General features: G+C 49.8%; 11 protein-coding genes and 1 pseudogene. 8 read left to right on the top strand and 4 right to left on the bottom strand.

The features are described 5' to 3' along the window. Positions 1-13: 13 nt before the first annotated feature. The 3 genes and pseudogenes from JHJ32_RS17740 to JHJ32_RS17730 all read left to right on the top strand — a co-directional run. Positions 14-211 (top strand): annotated as a pseudogene (locus tag JHJ32_RS17740) (NAD-binding protein); the annotation flags it as partial. A gap of 5 nt (positions 212-216) precedes the next feature. After that, entirely contained in the window at positions 217-1,356 is a 1,140-nt protein-coding gene (locus tag JHJ32_RS17735; protein WP_079715472.1) for a glycerate kinase, read from the top strand. Positions 1,357-1,407: 51 nt separating this feature from the next. Then, positions 1,408-3,528: a ComEC/Rec2 family competence protein gene (locus tag JHJ32_RS17730; protein ID WP_200121873.1), complete on the top strand. Its 2,121-nt coding sequence runs from the start codon at positions 1,408-1,410 to the stop codon at positions 3,526-3,528. A 13-nt stretch (positions 3,529-3,541) separates the two neighbouring features. On the opposite strand, the gene JHJ32_RS17725 is transcribed toward JHJ32_RS17730, so the two are convergent. Further along, entirely contained in the window at positions 3,542-4,657 is a 1,116-nt protein-coding gene (locus JHJ32_RS17725) for an acyloxyacyl hydrolase (RefSeq protein ID WP_370584536.1), read from the bottom strand. Between the two features lie 313 nt (positions 4,658-4,970). Here JHJ32_RS17725 and JHJ32_RS17720 point away from each other — a divergent pair, with 313 nt between their 5' ends. After that, positions 4,971-6,857 carry an ATP-dependent DNA helicase RecQ gene (locus JHJ32_RS17720; RefSeq protein ID WP_200121870.1) on the top strand — a complete coding sequence of 629 codons (1,887 nt, stop codon included), beginning with the start codon at positions 4,971-4,973 and terminating at the stop codon, positions 6,855-6,857. Between the two features lie 119 nt (positions 6,858-6,976). Further along, entirely contained in the window at positions 6,977-9,205 is a 2,229-nt protein-coding gene (locus JHJ32_RS17715) for an NADP-dependent isocitrate dehydrogenase (RefSeq protein WP_200121868.1), read from the top strand. Positions 9,206-9,455: 250 nt separating this feature from the next. Here the strand turns inward: JHJ32_RS17715 and rpsA are convergent, their stop codons facing one another. Beyond that, positions 9,456-11,399, bottom strand: coding sequence for a 30S ribosomal protein S1 (gene rpsA / locus JHJ32_RS17710; protein ID WP_079715477.1), 1,944 nt, complete (start codon positions 11,397-11,399; stop codon positions 9,456-9,458). A gap of 462 nt (positions 11,400-11,861) precedes the next feature. Between rpsA and JHJ32_RS17705 the strand changes: the two genes are divergently transcribed. The 3 genes from JHJ32_RS17705 (at position 11,862) to JHJ32_RS17695 (ending at position 16,501) form a co-directional block, all read left to right on the top strand. Then, entirely contained in the window at positions 11,862-12,785 is a 924-nt protein-coding gene (locus JHJ32_RS17705) for an OmpA family protein (RefSeq protein ID WP_370584535.1), read from the top strand. 281 nt (positions 12,786-13,066) lie between these two features. Beyond that, positions 13,067-14,737 carry a M14 family metallopeptidase gene (locus JHJ32_RS17700; RefSeq protein ID WP_200121866.1) on the top strand — a complete coding sequence of 557 codons (1,671 nt, stop codon included), beginning with the start codon at positions 13,067-13,069 and terminating at the stop codon, positions 14,735-14,737. Between the two features lie 12 nt (positions 14,738-14,749). Then, entirely contained in the window at positions 14,750-16,501 is a 1,752-nt protein-coding gene (locus JHJ32_RS17695; protein WP_200121864.1) for a M14 family metallopeptidase, read from the top strand. Between the two features lie 48 nt (positions 16,502-16,549). Here JHJ32_RS17695 and JHJ32_RS17690 read toward each other — a convergent pair whose 3' ends face one another. Together JHJ32_RS17690 and JHJ32_RS17685 are read right to left on the bottom strand one after the other, a co-directional pair. Beyond that, on the bottom strand, positions 16,550-18,679 hold the full coding sequence (locus tag JHJ32_RS17690) for a response regulator (protein ID WP_200121863.1): 2,130 nt from the start codon (positions 18,677-18,679) through the stop codon (positions 16,550-16,552). A 101-nt stretch (positions 18,680-18,780) separates the two neighbouring features. Continuing rightward, positions 18,781-19,776, bottom strand: coding sequence for a YihY/virulence factor BrkB family protein (locus JHJ32_RS17685; RefSeq protein ID WP_200121861.1), 996 nt, complete (start codon positions 19,774-19,776; stop codon positions 18,781-18,783). Between the last annotated feature and the right edge of the window lies 1 nt (position 19,777).

The following is a 19,777-nucleotide window of genomic DNA, read 5'->3' as shown; positions in this document are numbered from 1 at the left end:
AAATCGTACTTTTGAAGCTGGATTCAGGCTTCGGTTACACCGGAAGGACATGGATATTGTTTTACAAACGGGAAAGGAGCTGGCTACGCCGTTATATGGAGCTTCCCAAGTAGCAGCTTATATGGATGCAGCAATTGCTGCGGGCGGAGGTGATTTAGACCACAGTGCGCTTGCGCTGTTGACGGAGCGGCTCGCTGGAATAACAGATTGATAGAAATGCATATTCTGATCGCACCAAATGCGTTTAAACATGCCCTCGACGCTCCTAAAGCCGCGGCATGCATTCGGAGCGGCCTGTTGGCGAGCAGGCTCTCCTGTACATGTGAGTGTTTTCCGATTGGTGATGGGGGGAATGGGACTTGCCGGTTGATTATCGATAAACTACATGGTGAGGTGGTCAAAACCCGGGTTGCTGATCCATTGGGCCGACCAGTCGAAGCAAGCTATGGCCTGATACATGACAGGCAAACGGCAGTAATAGAAATGGCGGATTCTTCGGGATTACATCTGCTCAAGCCGGAAGAGTTGGCGCCGCTCCGGGCAAGTTCCTATGGCACGGGCCAACTCATGACTGCCGCGTTGGCGAAAGGGGTAAAAAAAATCATCCTTGGCATGGGCGGGTCTGCGACGGTTGATGGAGGCAGCGGCATCCTGTCTGCCCTTGGCGTCCGGTTTTTGGACCGGCAGGGAAAAGAAATCACGGCGCTCCCGTCGGGCTTGGCGCATCTACATGCCATAGACGCTTCGGGATTGGACAAACGGCTGGCTTCGTGTACGATTGATATTCTTTGCGATGTCGCAAATCCATTGCTTGGGCGAGATGGCGCTGCGCATGTTTTCGGGCCGCAGAAAGGTGCTTCACCCGCCGACGTAGCACAATTGGAGGAGATTTTAGCGCATTATGCGCAGGTGGTACTGGACCAATCCGGGCGCGATATCACCTCCATTACCTCCGGGGGGGTAGCGGGTGGTGCAAGTGCGGGGCTGTTTGGTTTATTGGATGCTCGTCTGGTGAATGGTATCGATTATTTTCTTCAACTCACAGATTTCTTAAAGTCTTTGGAGGAGAGTGATTTAGTGATTACGGGCGAAGGGAGCCTTGATGGGCAAACATTATACGGAAAAGGTCCGTACGGGGTTGCATTGCAGGCAAAGGAAATGAAAAAGCCGGTTATCGGCCTTGCCGGAAAGGTTCCTATGGATCGGCTGACGGGGCTAGAGGATTATTTTGACTTGATATTGGCCATCGGAAACGGACCGATGCCATTGGAAAATGCATTGCAGGCGACCGCCGAAAACCTTGAACGGGTAGCCTTGCAAATCGGGAACCTCCTGTCAGCGCTCAACGCTAAATGACAGTATACCGGGATAATTTTTAAATTAGCGCCGACGGAAACAGCCGACGCCATGAAACAACTAAGCCGGATATATCGGGGCCATATCCCTTTTGTGCGTTTTTTGCTGGCATTGCTGGCAGGCATCGCAGTCGGATACGCGATTACACCACAACAACCGCTGTATATCGCCGCATGGATGATGTTAGTGATCCTGGCGGCAAGTTTCGTCTGCTTCATGTGCTTTACCAAGCTGCGGCAATACGGTCATTATGCCACAATGGGCTGTTTGGCGTTGTCGGCCTTGGCGGTGATTGGTTTGATTCAATCTTGGCATTCCGACCCTGAAATCGATCGGTCGCATTTTAGTCGTTATGAATCGAAGGCACTGGTCGGCTATATAGCGGATGAGCCGCTCATGCGGGGTGAGCATTTGCGCGTTCCGCTTGCAGTTACCCAGGTATATGGCGGGGATGGGCTGGTGGATGTTTCCGGAAAACTGATGCTGACGATACGTATACAGGATACCTTATCCGTACCGATGCTTCGATATGGTGATGAACTGGTCATCCCCGCGGTGTACCGCGAAGTGCCACCGCCTTACAATCCCGGCGAATTGAATTATCAGCGATATTTGGCAAATAAGGACATATGGCATCAGGCTTACCTGCAAGCGGATGAGACAAAAAAAATCGGGACAGACAAGGGGAATCCCCTCGTGGCTCAAGCGCTCGCTGTACGGCAGCGCATGGTCGGCAAGTTTTCCCGGCATATCGCCCATGAAGATGCGTTGTCTGTAGCGTCTACGTTGATTTTGGGATACCGCGCGGATTTGAGCGAAACGTTGCTCCAGGCGTTCTCCAACACGGGCACTATCCATGTCCTGAGCGTATCGGGCATGCATGTGGTCATTGTGTTCTGGCTGTTTTCTAAGCTGTTTTGGTGGATGAATCGCAACAAAGGCCTTCGAATCGCTAAGTTTATGCTGTTGTTGACGGCAATATGGGGATATGCATTGCTTACCGGGTTTTCGCCGTCTGTATTACGGGCCGCCATGATGACAAGTTTTGTCATGGCTGCCATGGCCTTGGGGCAGCGAAACCGTGTGTATAACAGCATCGCCGCTTCGGCGTTTTTTCTATTGCTATACCATCCTAAGTTTATTGCGGACGTTGGCTTCCAACTTTCGTATCTGGCGGTGCTGGGTATTGTTTTCCTGTACCCCGTTCTGCAAGCGGCGTTCCCCGTGGCCAATCGTTTTGCAAGGCCGGTGCTGAGTTATACGTGGCTATCGATCGCTGCCCAAACAGGTGCCGGGCCCCTGGCTACCTATTACTTTCATCAGTTTCCGCTTTATTTTCTGCCTGCAAATCTGCTCGTTGTATTGCCGGCAAGCGGGATTATGTATTTAGGGTTCGCTCTCCTGTTGTTGCCGGCGGGGCCGTTGGCCGCATGGACCGGCGCAGTGTTGGAAACGCTAATCTTAATGGTCAATCGTTTGCTCAGCGATATCGAGTCGTTGCCGATGGCCAGTATACGTGGGATCTGGATGACGTGGTGGCAAAGCCTCTTGATTTATTTCTCCCTGCTTACCGCAGTCCTTGCCTTCGTGATGCGGAGTAAGCGCCTGGTCTATGGGATGTTGGCTTGCTGTCTGCTTCTGGCGTTTTCCGCATTTTCGGCGATCATCCAAGGGTCGCATGGGAGGGAAGTGACCATTTTCAACGTCGGGCGGGATATGGTCATCGGCTTGGTCAGCAAGGGAGAAGCGTGGATATACAGCGATCGACCGGCGATGGATGATCGGAAGATCCGTTATTCGGCGCTGCCAAAACTGGAAGCACATGTGCCTATGCCGGCCATCGGCTTTGTACCGCAGGGCAGTAGCTATCGTGGTCAACAACTATACATAAAGGAATCGATTATTCAATTTGGCAATTTAAGGCTCATGGTATACGATGGTAGCGAACGGTATACGGGCCATGTACACGTTGATATACTGCTTTTGCGAAACAATCCGCGAATCGCATGGGAAAAACTAACGGAAATTGTCAGCTGTAAGCGATTGCTGTTGGACGGATCCAATAGCGACTCGACCATTAGGCGCCTGAAGGGAGCCGCCGAAAAAGTAGGTATCCCCGTGTACGTATTGAAAAATAATTTTGCGTATACCCAACGCGATGGCGAGGGATGACAACCAGGCTTCGTTATTTTTTGCGTGGCAATGTGTAGCCAATGGTCCATTCCACGAAGTCGGCCACACCTTTGTGTGCCTTGATGGCGACACCCATGTAGGAATTGCCAAGTACCTTATAACGTACGCCGATCCGTAAAAAAAACGGGTCCGTTTCGCCGTTAAATCGATTGCGGTGCACGTACCAACCAACATTGCCGTTGAGATAGAGCCTGCTGGTAAGCAGGTGGTCAATACTAACGGCCGGACCACCCGAAAACAATGCACCGAACGTGGAAGCATCGGCTCCTGCTTTTTCAAGGTCTCGTCCGGAATCCGAGTAAAAGATATTGGCACCCAGGCCCAACCGCCATTTATAATGTAATGGGTGGGTCCAGAATAATCCCAACGTCGATTTGAAGTATCGCCGGCTGCCCTGGTCGAGTTGCTTGATTCCGGCGGCGTAATAAAAGTCAAATCCGTCTGATGTTTCAAGCGCGAGCACGGAATCTTTGCTGAAATCAAACTGTGTCTGCGCTGGCAGGTAAGTCAGCGCTACCGTAAGCGGGACTAAGTTTATTCCGGAGTTTGGTTTTTTTATGGAACCGTTTGAAAAATGATGGAAGGCAAATCCCGCCCCGATTTGAAAACGGCTGCTTAATTTGTAGTTAGCCTGGACGCCGAGATCGATAAATACATTCCTATGTGTGCCCAGGAGTTCGTTGAATGGATTGTTATCTTCATCATAAGGTTCGAAATTACTGGCCAAGCCCAAGGATATCCGGTAGTTGAAATCCCACCGGCTGAACCGGTCGGGTTTTATGGGGATCGCAACAAAGCCATACAGTGCATTCGGCGTGCCGATTTCGGACTTCCGGAACGTGCTGGAATATAATCCGATACCGTACACCGGATAGTTATACAATTGATGATATGCGTCCGAGCCCCGCTCGGTTTGCCAGCCGATTTTAAGATTGACCCCGTTGTAATAGATGTCGCCGAGTTCTTCTCGGATGCGATCATTTTTATACAACATCCCGCCGTTTTCCACTTCCAATTGGATTAGGATATTCGATAGTCGGGCCTCGGTGGCCCCGGCGGAAGACGATCCGTTGGTTTGGCCATACCTGGGGACAGCCTGTGATAGCACAAACTTCGGCGCTAGCCAAAGGACACAAGCGAAGGCTATTGCCAGCATGCTTGGCAACCGGGAGAAAGGACAATGACGATGGATTCGATATAGAGCCGATGAGTGTGATGGCATATACAAGGGATGTAGAATACGCTTTTATCTCGGCGAAGGTATCACCTTTTGCTTAAAAATTCGCTTTAAAAATACACTTTCTTAACGCTGAGCGCTGGATTTGACTGCCGGAGTACGCGTGATCGCCAGGTGTTGTGTCTGCCATGTATGTGTAGCTGGGGATATTTTTGTATGTTTGGGAGGTTGAAGCCCATTGGCCATGAACAGTGTAGAAATCCTGCGCAGATACTGGAAACATGAATCTTTTCGGCCGTTACAGGAAGAGATTATCCGTTCTGTACTGGATGGCCGTGACACCTTGGCGTTAATGCCTACCGGTGGTGGCAAATCGATTTGTTTCCAGGTGCCTGCAATGGTCAAACCGGGCATATGTATTGTCGTTACGCCACTTATCGCATTGATGAAAGATCAGGTGGAAAACCTGAAAGCCAAGGGGATTGAAGCCATAGCGATCTTTTCCGGCATGACGAAACGGGAGGTGGACATCGCGCTTGATAATTGTATCTATGGCCGTATCAAATTTCTTTACCTGTCTCCCGAGCGGCTTGCGAGCGAACTGGTGCAGGAGCGAATCCGGTACATGAACGTCGTTCTTTTTGCGGTAGATGAGGCGCATTGCATCTCGCAGTGGGGCTACGACTTCAGACCGGCTTACCTCAACATCGCCGTGCTGCGGTCATTGCATCCGGGTGTACCCTTTCTTGCGCTGACGGCCACCGCTACCGCCAGGGTCGTGGATGACATCCAGGAGAAACTGGGGTTTACTGCCCGCAATGTGCTGAAGAAAAGTTTTTTGCGGGACAACCTTGCCTACATGGTCCTGGAGGCGGAAGACAAAATCGGACGGATGTTGCGGGTGATCCGTAAGCTCGGGGGGAGTGGTATCGTGTACGTACGCAACCGGCGGGAGACGCAAGAAGTGACGCGTATTTTGCTGCATGAGGGCGTGTCTGCCGACTTTTACCATGCCGGCCTGGAAACGCAAGAACGTGCGCGCAAGCAGGAAGCATGGAAAAATAACACCACGCGGGTCATCGTCGCTACCAACGCCTTCGGTATGGGCATTGACAAGCCCGACGTGCGTTTTGTCATCCACCTGGATATACCGGATTCACTGGAGGCTTATTTTCAGGAGGCTGGCCGTGCTGGCCGCGATGGGAAGAAGGCGTATGCGGTGTTGCTGCATCATGAAAGTGATCGCGACCGCCTCCGTAAGCATTTCGAACTGAGCTTCCCGGCTATTGATTTTATCAAGCAAGTCTACCAGCAGCTGGGCAATTATTACCAATTAGCCTATGGAGCGGGAGAAGGAATTATGCTGGACTTCGATGTGGCTGATTTTTGCCGCCGGTATAAATTGGATGTCATCATGACGCTCAATGCCTTGAAATTTCTTGAGCGCGATGGCTGGATTAGCGTAAGCGAAAACGTATACCTGCCCTCCCGGGTTAAATTAGAGACCAGTCAGCAGGACTTGTACAGATTCCAGGTGGAAAACGCGGCATACGACGGATTCATCAAAACTATCTTGCGGAGTTACGGAGGCGCATTTGATTATTTTGTCCCCATCCGTGAACATGAGCTGGCACGCAGGATGGGTAAAAGTGTCAAGGCTATCACCGAAATGCTGGAATACCTTCAAAAGGTTGGGATCCTCACTTACCTCCAGCAAACCGACGGGCCCCAGTTGCAATTTTTGCGGCCCCGGATGGATAATAATCGTTTGTATGTTGATAGCCAGTATCTGCGTGATCGCAAGGCAACGAAACAGGAACAACTGGACGCCGTTTTTCGCTACCTGGATGAGAAAAACTGCCGCAGTATGCAGTTATTGGCTTATTTTGGTGAGCAAAATTCGGCACCTTGCGGCAGCTGCGACCGCTGCGTGAACGACAGACGGGAAGTCGACGCGGAACAGCGGCTGATGGCCGAACTCGTTGATGTACTGGCTGATGGCGCCATGACCATCGATCAACTTGTGACGAGCATGCAGACGGGCAGCGAGGCTACCCGGTTGGCGTTTATTCGTAAACGGTTGGATGAGGGGACGCTGAAAGTCAACGGTGATAAGTATTATTTGGGTTGAGTGGGGCGTCGGTTGTTTTTTTGAACAAGGTGTTCGCGAATGCAAAGCATTTTAGTTAAGTTTGTTGCCATTCATGAACAAATAACCTTTCGCGTCAATAACTTTTGATCGTACATAATATGTCTGAAAACGCCAAAATTCACTACACCAAAACAGATGAGGCCCCATTGTTGGCCACGTATTCATTGTTGCCCATTGTTAAAGCTTTTACCGCCACGGCTGGCATATCGGTCGTCGAGAAAGATATTTCGTTGGCTGGACGGATCATAGCGAATTTTCCGGACTACCTTCAGGACGAACAAAAAACGGGTGACGCCTTGGCTGAACTCGGCCAGTTGGCGACCACGCCGGAAGCGAATATTATCAAACTGCCGAATATTTCCGCCTCAATTCCCCAATTGAAGGCAGCGATCGCTGAATTGCAGTCTAAAGGATATGCGGTGCCCAATTATCCGGAAGATCCCAAGACCGAAGAGGAGAAGGCGATCAAGGCCCAATACGCCAAAGTGCTTGGATCGGCCGTCAACCCGGTCTTGCGTGAAGGGAACTCGGACCGCCGGGCACCACGGGCCGTAAAGAATTATGCCAAGCAACATCCGCATTCCATGGGTGCTTGGACAGCTGATTCCAAAACCCGCGTAGCTTCCATGGCTGATGGCGACTTTTATGGTAGCGAACAGTCAGTCACCATACCGAATGATACGACTTTTGTCATTGAATTCATTGCTGAGGACGGAACAAAAACGCAACTGAAAGCACCAACAAAACTGTTGGCTGGCGAGGTCATCGACTGTTCACGGCTCAGTGTCCGGGCGTTGAAGGATTTTGTCGCCAGGGAAATCAAGACTGCCCGCGAAGCGGGGGTACTGCTGTCGGCACATTTAAAAGCCACCATGATGAAGGTGTCCGATCCGATTATCTTCGGAGCAATTGTCGAAGTGTATTTTGCTGATGTATTCACCAAATATGCCGCGTTGTTTGCCGAACTGGGAGTGGATACGCGCAACGGCTTGGGTGATGTTTATGCAAAAATCGCTGGGCACCCCCAGGAGGCCGAAATAAAGACTGCCCTGGCGCAGGCCATGGAAAATGGGCCGGATCTGGCGATGGTCAACTCCGATAAGGGCATCACCAACTTACATGTGCCTTCTGATGTGATTGTAGACGCTTCCATGCCGGCTATGATCCGCAGCTCCGGTAAAATGTGGAATAAAAACGGTGAATTGCAGGATACGATAGCCCTTATCCCGGACCGCTCTTATGCAGGTGTATATGTCGCTACGATCGACAACTGTAAGCAGCACGGTGCGTTTGATCCATCGACAATGGGTTCGGTGTCAAATGTGGGACTAATGGCTCAGAAAGCCGAAGAATATGGATCGCATGACAAAACGTTCCAAGCTGCTGCTAAAGGTGTTATTCAGGTATCCGATGGTGAGGGCAATGTCTTGATGAAGCAAGACGTGGAAGCCGGTGATATCTTCCGGATGTGCCAGACTAAGGACGCGCCAATCCGCGATTGGGTTAAACTGGCCGTAAACCGCGCTCGCCTATCCAATACGCCGGCTGTATTCTGGCTTGACGAAAACCGTGCTCATGACAGGCAGATTATTGAAAAGGTAAATGCGTATTTGCAGGACCATGACTTGACCGGGTTGGATATCCGTATATTAAGTCCGGTGGAAGCAACGAAATTCTCTTTGGAACGTATCCGTAGGGGCGAGGACACCATCTCCGTCACGGGCAATGTACTGCGGGATTACCTGACCGATCTGTTTCCTATTCTTGAGCTGGGCACGTCTGCCAAGATGCTGTCTATCGTCCCGTTGATGAACGGCGGGGGGCTGTTTGAAACGGGTGCTGGCGGTTCGGCGCCAAAGCATGTGGAGCAGTTTCTCCAGGAGGGCTACTTGCGCTGGGATTCCTTGGGCGAATTCCTCGCATTGGCGGTTTCCCTGGAGCATGTCGGGCAGACCCAAGGAAATGCCAAGGCACTGGTATTGGCAGAGGCGCTGGATACAGCTACCGAAAAGTTCCTGGAAAATGATAAGTCACCGGCCCGTAAGGTCGGTCAAATAGATAATCGCGGTTCGCACTTTTATTTAGCGTTGTATTGGGCGCAGGCATTGGCTGCCCAGGATAAGGATGCAGACCTCCGATCGGTGTTTGCGCCGGTAGCAGAAAGACTGGCCGCGGACGAACGTGTCATCAATGAAGAATTGATCGCTGCCCAGGGAAAGCCACAGGATGTCGGTGGGTATTATTTCCCGGATGATGCATTGGCCGGCAAAGCGATGCGGCCGAGCGCTACGCTCAATGCTATCATCGAGTCTGTAACACGGAGTTAGGGCTTGTCTTCGTTGCTTGCCTCAAAGTAAGCAGGCAAGCGCCGGAAACGGCACCAATCAAAAGAAGCCGTCTCAAAAGCAATGAGACGGCTTTTCTTTTATGGGTCTTTTATGGGGCGCTGCCTACCAGCTGTAAGGCTGACAGCGGGCCAGCCCATCGGCGCATGCGGTGAGCGATTAAGCAAAAAAATCCCGCTGCACGTTTATGCAGCGGGAGTAGTTGTTAGTTAAACCTGCTTACGCAGTCAACTTACTTTTTGGCTCTTTTAGCGCTTTCTTCGTCTTCCAGTTGCTCTTTCAGTTGTGCCAGAACATCGAGATCGCCCAGTGTGGATTTCTCTACCGATTCTTTCACTTTCTTCACAGCAGAAGACGCTGCTTTTGCCTCTTTCTTACGGTTGTTGAACTCTTCCATCCGTGCCTCCGCACGTTGGTCTTCCCAGATGCGGGAGTGTGAGATCACGACGCGTTTGTTTTCCTTGTTGAACTCGATGATCTTGAAATCAGCGGTTTCGTCCAGTTTCAATACGCTTCCGTCTTCCTTCACGCTGTGCTTAGCGGGACAGAAGCCTTCAACGCCGTAAGGCAATGCCACGATATTACCTTTTTCGCCCACCTTGATGACGGTTCCTTGGTGGATAGAATCAAGGGTGAAAATGGTTTCGAAGGTATCCCATGGATTTTCCTCCAATTGTTTGTGGCCAAGGCTCAACTTGCGGTTTTCCTCGTCAAGCTCCAATACAACCACTTCCAGTTCTTCACCGACTTTGGTGAATTCATTTGGGTGGTTGATCTTCTTCGACCAAGAAAGGTCAGAGATGTGAATCAAGCCGTCGATACCTTCTTCAAGCTCCACAAACACGCCAAAGTTAGTCATGTTTTTCACGACAGCCTTTTGCTTAGAGCCTATCGGATAGCGGTCAGCGATGTTTTTCCAAGGATCAGGCGTCAATTGCTTGATGCCTAAGCTCATCTTGCGCTCGTCGCGATCCAAGGTAAGGATTTGGGCTTCCACTTCGTCACCTACTTTCAGGAATTCCTGCGGGCTGCGAAGGTTTTGCGACCAAGACATTTCCGATACGTGAATCAGTCCTTCCACACCGGGGGTGATTTCGAGGAATGCGCCGTAATCGGCCACGGTCACGATCTTGCCTTTTACCTTAGAACCTATTTCCAAGGCAGGATCTAACGATTCCCAAGGATGTTCGGTCAGTTGCTTCAAGCCAAGCGCAATGCGTTTCTTTTCGTCATCAAAATCCAATACCACCACATTGATGGTCTGGTCAAGCTGCAAAACTTCTTTGGGGTGCTCGATGCGGCCCCAAGAAATGTCGGTAATGTGCAGGAGGCCGTCTACGCCACCAAGATCGATGAATACACCAAAGTCGGTGATGTTTTTGACGGTACCTTCCAATACCTGCCCTTTTTCGAGTTTGGAAACGATTTCGGTTTTTTGATTTTCCAAATCGTCCTCGATAAGTACTTTATGGGATACAACGACGTTCTTAAATTCATGGTTGATTTTCACTACCTTGAATTCCATGGTTTTACCCACGTAGATATCATAGTCGCGTATAGGTTTAATGTCAATCTGTGAGCCAGGCAAGAACGCTTCCACACCTTTGATGTCTACAATCAGACCACCTTTGGTACGGCTTTTCACGAAGCCATCAATGATGGTGTCATTTTCAAGCGCTTCATTAATTTCTTCCCATGATTTCTGGGTTTTGGCGCGTTTGCGCGAAAGTACCAACTGTCCATTGGCGTCTTCCTGTGATTCGACAAATACGTCTACCACATCACCCACTTTCAAATCAGGGGTGTCACGGAATTCAGAAAGGGATACCAAGCCGTCCGACTTGAAACCGATATTGAGCACCACATCTTTGTTATTGATGGATACAACGGTGCCTTGTACGATTTCCCCCTTGTTGACGGAATTGAAGGTGCCGGCGTAGAGGTTTTCCAACTTCGTGCGTTCTTCGTCGCTGTAGTTGCCAAATCCTTTTTCGTCCTTATCCCAATCAAAATCATCGTCAGGAGTGTTCCAAGTGGTCGATTTGATTTCGTCAATGAACTTCGAATCGGCTTCCGACTCGATGTCTTCTTTTTCTTTCACCAAGGTGTCCTCAGCGTCTTGAAGTTCAGCTTTTTTTGCTGCTAGTTCCTTTTCTGCTTCTTGTTTTTTTGCCATTAATTCATTTTTCTCCTTTTTCCCGATTTTTATCGGGACTGCAAAGGTACGAAAACTTTTATTTATAGGGAGTTATTATTTTAATTTTCTGTTTTTTTGGCGGATTTGGACGGCATTTGATTGCGCCGTGCCTACCGATTGTTTACTGCTGGCTTACTCGTTGCCTATGATTTGCTTACCCTTCGTTTACTTCTTCCTTACCCGTTGTTTATTGCTGGCTTACTGTTTCCATACCGTTTCCATACCGTTTCTTTACCGTTTCCATACCGTTTCCATACCGATTCCATACCGTTTCCATACCGATTCCATACCGTTTCTTTACCCTTTTCTTACCCCTGTAGTAACCGAACGGTAGGGAAGGGGTAGGCGATGTGCGGTACTGAACTAAGGCGATGACGGCAACACCGTATTTTTGGCATTAAGTTGGCATAATATCCGTTGAATAACAAAAAAGGAGATGTTATGAGACAGTTGTCATTATACACAGGAATGGCCTTTGCGGCCATGGTATTACTCTTACCTGGGTGTGTGAGTAATAAAAAATACCGATCGCTGCAAGCGAACTATGAAGAGATGCGCGCAAAAGAACAGGAACTGAACCGGCGGTACCAAGAGGCGCAGCAGCAGCTTTCTTCCGCGAATACCAGGGTAACAAGTCTGGAAGACCAGATTGCTTCGGAACGGGCCAATGTGAAGTCGCTACAGGAAGCGCTTAACCAGTGTCTTACTTCATCCAATCAGGGCAATGTAAATATTGCTAAGCTGGTGGACGAGATCAATGCTTCCAACCGGTACATCCAGCATTTGGTCAATACGAAAAATAAGAGTGATTCGCTGAATATGGTGCTTACCAATCGGCTGACACGTTCGTTGAGCCGTGAAGAAATGCGGGATGTGGACGTACAGGTCCTGAAAGGGGTGGTCTACATTTCGCTTTCTGACAACATGCTGTATAAGTCAGGAAGCTATGAGATTTCCGAAAGGGCCGGCGAAACACTTAGCAAGATAGCCAAGATCATTATGGACTACAGCGATTATGAGGTGTTGGTAGAGGGTAATACAGATAACGTGCCGATTTCGCAGCGCAATATCCGCAATAACTGGGATCTGAGTGTGTTGCGTGGTTCGTCTGTCGTGCAGGCTTTGCAAAACGACTATGGTGTGGATCCTAAGCGCCTTACCGCAGCGGGACGGGGTGAGTACAATCCGATTGCAAGCAATGACACGGAAAGCGGAAGGACCCGCAACCGCCGCACACAGATCATTATCACGCCAAAGCTCGATCAATTCATGGAGCTCATCGACAAAGCACCCGAGAACGGCGCAGCTACCGGCAGCGAATCCACACCGTCGGATACGACAGCCGTATCACCTATACGCCAATAGGCTACATTTGTCATTCGATCGTTGGAAAACCAACGAATGCAAACACAGCTCACTGATCGGGGCTGTGTTTTTTTTGCTGCAGCTGTTGCCTGTAACATTTATATCACATGAATTGCTGAATCGTGACGGTTTGCGCTTTTTGCCTAAATTGCGCGAAAAAATCAAACCCAATGACTGAATGAATCTAATTAGCTCGTGTTCCTGAATAAAGTCATGCCGTGGCTTCTATGTGGGCGGTAGCTAAGTGGGCTTCATCGCCATTAAAAAAACGATTTATGTAGATGAAAAAAATCTTACTATCATTATGTGTGGCATTGGTGTGTGGAGGAAGCCTTCATGCACAGTCCGATTACAGCAACAGGCAGCAGCTTGCGCAACGGGTGGCTGCTCTTGCAAAAAGTCACCCCAAGTATGTCAAAACCCAGTCACTGGCCAAAACTGCAGGTGGCTCGGATATCTGGCTGATCACCATCGGCACCGGGCAGACGGACCAGAAGCCGGCTGTTGCCGTAGTGGGTGGGGTGGAAGGCAAACACCTCCTCGGCGTTGAGCTTGCCATCGGGTTTGCTGAAAAACTATTGGCCGACGTTCAGTCAGACCGCATCCAAGGGCTTCTTGGCGACCAGACGTTCTATGTATTCCCCAATATGAGCCCCGATGCGACAGAGCAATATTTTGCTGCACTGCAATACGAGCGCAGCGGAAACGCGAGCAAGGCTGATTATGATAGGGATGGCCAGGTGGGAGAGGATGGCTACGACGATCTGGATGGAGATGGCAAAATCACGTTTATCCGTGTGGAAGATGCTATAGGTACGCATATCATCAACCCGGACGAGCCGCGGTCGCTGATCCCGGCAGATTTGTCGAAAGGACAAACCGGACAATACCTGCTTTTTACGGAAGGGATCGACAACGATAAAGATGGTGCGTTCAATGAGGATGGCGAAGAGGGAATCCATTTCAACAAAAACGCTACCTATAGGTACAAGAATTTTGTGCCTGGCGCTGGCGAACATGCCGTATCAGAAGTGGAAAACCGGGCCTTATTTGACTTTCTGTACGATGCATTCAATGTTTATGCCGTGGTCTCATTCGGCCCCTACAACAACCTTTCCGTGCCTGAGCAAGCTGGGCGGGGAGGTGAGGAGCAGCCGCAATTGGGACGGCGTCCGGGCGGTCGGAAAATTACCAGCTGGTCGGCACAGGACGTTAAAGCAAATGCATTCGTGTCTGAACAATATAACAAAATAACGGGAACGGCCGGTGCTCCCAAGACAGCCGCCGGAGAGGGCAATTTTGCCGAATGGGCATATTATCACTATGGGCGGTTTAGCTTCAGTACCCCGGGATGGTGGGTGCCTGCCCCCAAGCCGGACTCAACGGGCCGCAATCGGAGTGCAAATAACAGTGCCGCGGATCCGGTAGCCACGTACCTGAAATGGGCCGCTGCGGAAGGGATAACCAATACGTTTTCGGAATGGAAGGCTATCGAACATCCCGATTTCCCCGGTAAGCGCGTAGAAGTTGGCGGAATCCATCCGTTTGTGTTGACCAACCCACCCTATGCGTTGGTCAGCGATATCGTCGACCGCCACACGGACTTTGTCGTGGCTCTTGCCAATATGGCTCCGAAACTGGAAGTGGTGGATTTAAAAACCGAAAAGCTGGACAACGGACTCACGCGCGTGTCGCTGAAAGTGTTCAATGCTGGATTGTTGCCCAACCTAACCCAGGTGGGCGAGCGGAGCTATTTTCTTAAGCGTATCGCCGTAAATGTACAGACCACCGGTAGCCAGCAGGTGGTGAGCGGCCGTAAAACGCAAACCCTTGACGCGATTGGGGGCCGCGAAGCGGTCGAGTTGAGCTGGTTGGTACAAGGCAGCGGTAAACTGAACATCACAGCAGGGAGCGTTTCTACCGGGACGCAGACAGTGGAGGTAACCCTTTAAATTTTTACAACGATGACAAGAAACAAAAGATATATACTTGCTCTTTCCATCGCGATGATCATGGCTTTTACAGCGATGGCCCAGCAATCGGAGCATTTCCTGGCGGCGGCCGGATCGCCGGCGAATCCCAAAGTGCCTATTAGTTGGAACCGGTATCACGACAATACGTTGCTGGAAGAAATCTACCGCAAAATGGCGGCCGAGCATCCCAACCTCGTGTCGTTGTCATCCATCGGAAAAACAGTGCAGGGGCGTGACCTTTGGATGCTGACCATTACCGATAAAGGACAAGGCGAAGCTGATCGCAAGCCTGCTACATATATCGATGGCGGTATCCATGCTAATGAAATACAAGGCGTCGAATTTGCCTTGTACATCGCTTGGTATATTACGGAGATGCACGCGGCCGGCAACCCGTTTTTTAAGCAATTGCTGGCAGAAAAAACGTTTTATATTGCACCCAGTATCAGTCCTGATTCGCGTGATCATTTCATCCATAACCCCAACACGCAAAACTCCTCGCGCTCTGGGCAAAAGCCGGTAGACAACGACCGCGATGGCTTGGTCGATGAGGATGATTTCGATGATCTCAACGGCGACGGACATATCACGCAGATGCGCAGGAAAAGTCCGTATGGCGAGTACATCCCGGACCCGAAGGATCCGCGCAGGCTTATCCGCGCCGAGGAAGGACAACGGGGCGAATACGAGCTGCTGGGCTACGAAGGTATAGACAATGACGGTGATGGCCTGGTCAACGAGGATGGTGCCGGCGGATACGACCCCAACCGGGATTGGGGATGGAACTGGCAGCCCAACTACATTCAGGGTGGGGCTTACAAATACCCGTTTTCGCTTCCCGAAAACCGTGCGGTAGCCGATTTTTTCCTGAGTCACCCCAATATTGCGGCAGCGCAGAGCTTTCACAACACGGGAGGGCTTCTGTTGCGTGGGCCGGGGGCACAGGAAGATGAACCTAACTTCACCCGTGATGATATCGCGGTGTATGATGCGCTTGGCAAAAAAGGGGAGGAGCTTATCCCCGGATACCGCTATATCGTCACGTATAAAGATTTGTATTCGGTATATGGCGGCGAATTTGATTGGATGCACGGCGCACGGGGTGTCTTCGCGATGAGTAATGAGTTATGGAATGCGAATTTTTACTTCAACAGGCAGCAGCAGGGCGGCGGATTCGGGGCCGCTCAAGCCGATCAATATGCGTTTGATCAATACCTCATGTTCGGCGATGGATTTGTCGAATGGACACCGTATAACCACCCACAGTACGGTGAGATTGAAATCGGCGGTTTCAAGAAAAATTACGGACGCCTGCACCCCGGGTTTCTGCTCGAAAGCGATGCCCACCGGAATGCGTCGTTCGTCATTTACCATGCGTACCATACACCCAAATTGGAGGTGGCTGACGTTGAAGTGGTCGACATAGGTGGCGGGCTCAAGCAGGTGACGGCGATCATCAGGAACGATCGCCTCATCCCGACGCATTCAGCGCACGACATCGCAAATAAAATAGAAGTGCCGGATGTGGTGTCATTGCGTGGGGGGCAAGTGGTGGCCGGGATGGTGGTGGAAAACCGCGACCTCGGCATAACCAAAGAACAACGTAACGATCCGGCAAACATCCGGGTAACCAATATCCCAAGTAATGGCATAGCGACGGTACGGTGGCTGGTGAAAGGCGGAAGTAAATTTACGGTGACCGTGGATAGCAAAAAGGGCGGTACGGCCTCCAAATCACTTTAATACCTACATCAAGCTGGCGGGAATGCCATCCTGTCAGCTTGATGTACATTAAGCAAGCGTTTTTAAGATCGTTTTCACGATTTCGCCTTCTGTAAATGGTTTTTCTATGAAACCGTCGAACGATGCTTCAGCAGGACTTTCTTCGGCATATTTCAAGGTGGACCTGTCGGCCGAGATGGCCAGTACGCGGATAGACCTGTAGCGGTCGTCGTTTCGGATTTTTTCCAGTAATTCGACGCCACTTATACCGGGCATATTAATGTCGGTAATGATCACATCGATAGGCTGTTCTTGCAGTGATGCTAATGCATCCTCTCCGTTATTGACGGTGTGAATGCTCCCGATCCCCTTGAAAAACTGTTTCATCAGCAGAATATTGATGGGATTGTCATCCACAACCAACAAACGCAGGTCGGCAGGCAAATCAGACAGCTTGGTTTTTGGCTGTTCAAGTTTTTCGGTTTTGCTTTGAAAAAATGGAATGTCCGCGAAAAAGATAGACCCTTGCTCATGCTTGCTTTTCAACCCGATTGTACCGCCCAGTTCTTCGACCATGATTTTGGTGATGTAGAGTCCCAGACCAATGCCGCCTGAGTTCGGGCTGGCTGTGAAGTATTTGCGAAAAACATGGCGCCGATCCTGCTCCTTGATGCCAATGCCGGTGTCTTCCACTTCGATGTGCAGCCAAGAATTACTGCCGGCTGGATTGGATACCGATGCACGGAAAATAATCTCACCTTTCTGCGTATACTTGATAGCGTTGCTTAAAAAATTCGAAGCGATTTGCCGGATTCTGAATTCGTTGCTTAGTATATTCAGTTGTTCGTTAATATCGATTTCGGTGCCTAAGCGCAGGTTTTTGAGTTCGGCTTGGTGTCGGTGAAGGGAGACGACTTCCTGAAACGACCTGTTCGGATCGAAGTATTCCAATGCGATGTCGCCTTTGTTGGACGCCTCCAGTTTGCTTAAACTCAGAATATCGGTGATGTTATTGCTGACGATGTTGATGCTGTAATATGCGGAGTCGATGAGTTTTGCGTCGATATTGCCGGACGCTGTTCTGTTTTTAAACAGGTCAATGATGCCCAGGAGCGAGTTGAGCGGCGTACGGATCTCATGGCTGATATTAGCCAATACACTGGTTTTTTCCTCGGCGAGCTTAGCAGCATAGTCTTTTTCTTCCCGGAGCCTGCGTTCGTATGACGTTGCATAAACTTGATAATAACCCAATGCGATGATCATCACAAACATCAGGATCAACGCAAAAATCAATTGCTTACCAAAACGTTCGATATTTTCTTTGTAAAGCGCGAAATCATGCTCTTCTGCCTGGCGCAGCACATAAATATTGAGCTCTTTAATCGCCTCCACGTTTTCTTTAAGTCCGTTTAATAGATTAAGATTGGTGGTGACCAGCTGCCGTTCTTTCTTTTGAAGCTGCACGAACGTATTTCGTAGCTCGTTGAAATTATGGTTATACAACTGGGTGATGTCTTGCTGCGCGGCTGATAGGTTTTGCTTGAGTAGGGTCACACGCTCGATGTCGAGTTGGTGCTGCTCGTTGGCTATTACAATCGTATCGTCCTTCGTGTTGAAAATCCGCTGGAGCAACCCGGGCCGTTTCCGTACGATGGTGTCGACTTTTTGTTTGTTTGTGGAGTCGATCAGCACCTGATTGACAATGGACTCCATTTTTCGTGGACTAACCCGCTTTTGGCGAACCGAGGTGTTCAGCAAATAGAGGGAATCACTGGTATGCAACACCAAATGGTCCAGCCGCTTTTTGAGCGTAGCGAATTCCATTGCGATTTGTTGTTGTGCCGTTATTTTCAAAGCAGGATTGTTCGCCGAGGTGTCGCCGACGGGAAGGGACGCCAGCGAATCGATGAAGCTCTTGAGCAGGTTGATCTTGTCAAGGTATGCATGGTAGCTGCTGTCAGCAAAGTCCAGCGTATAAAGGCGAAAGGTGTTTTCGACTTCACTATACGTCGAAAACAGGTAGTTGAGGTTTTCCAAGCCCATTTGGCGAATCTCATATGCGTTGGTCAACCGCTTTTCAAGTGTCCGGTATTGCCGATACTGATAAATAAAGACGGCTCCGATAAACAGAAAAAGGGTAATAAAACAACACAACAATACGATTCTTACTGCAGGCGTTTTTTTTGTGTTTTCTTTCATGGTCAATTGGCAGAGGTGCAACAGGCACGGCCATATGGCAGCTTATCCGATAAAAGTGTGCCAGAGTTCATTCAGCGGAAAAAAAATTAATCGGTTCGTTCTTATTTTGTCGTGCGCACAGCGTCCGTAACGGCGTCGTTGGATTTGAATGTGTTGAATCTACGGGGACGTACAATCTTGATGCTTTGCTTCGAAAGGGCTATGCTGGCGTTTAATTCAAAGCCTACCAGTAAAATCAGCGAGTTGAGATAAAGCCAGATCATGATGACAATCAAGGTGCCGATGGAGCCGTAAAGTTTGTTGTATGCGTTAAAGTTGTTGATGTAAAACGCAAATCCCGAAAATGTCAATATGGCAAGAATGGTCGCCAGCATGGCACCGGGGCTAAAAAGTTTCCACTTCCTTGACGATGCCGGGCCGAACTTATACAGCACACTTACCGTAAAAAAATAGATGCCAAAGAGAATCAGCCACCGGGATGCCGTAATGACGAAGCCCCAGAACGCCGCGTTGAATTCGAGGTTTTTCCGCAAATAACCGATGACATAACCGGCGGCGGTAAAGACGGTCATCCCTACCGTGAGCGCGATGATGATCATCAAGGTCAGGCCTATAGCGACTAACCGTTGATGGCCCCAGCTCCGGCTTTCGATAAGTAACGATGATTTGTTGAATGCCAGCATCAGTGAACTGACGCCATTCGTTGCAAAGAAGGTTGCTAAGATAAAACCAACGGAGAGCAAGCCGCTGTTTTGGTTCTTCACGATGTCTTCCAACGTAGATTCCACCGTAAGAAAGGCGTTTTCGGGCATGACCACCTCCATGAAGTCAAGCAATTGCTGCTGAAAATTGTTTATGGGAATATAAGGAATCAACGTAAATAAAAAAATAATGCCCGGGAAAATAGCCAGCATGAAGTTGTAAGCCAAGGAGGAAGCTTTATTGAGAATGGATTCACGCGCTATTTCCTGAAAAAAAAACGTAGCGACCGTATATAGGGGCAGCGATCCAAATCCGGGAAGCACAACCACTTTGGTCCATTCTACAAAATGGTTGTAGGGTTTGAATTTCAGTAGTATACGGTGTGCCCAGCTCATC

The sequence above is a fragment of the Parapedobacter sp. ISTM3 genome (genome assembly GCF_016533505.1).
In the GTDB taxonomy this organism is placed as follows: Bacteria; Bacteroidota; Bacteroidia; order Sphingobacteriales; family Sphingobacteriaceae; genus Parapedobacter; species Parapedobacter luteus.
Note: the sequence above shows the minus strand (reverse complement) of the source record. Positions and strands in the feature narration are given on the sequence as shown.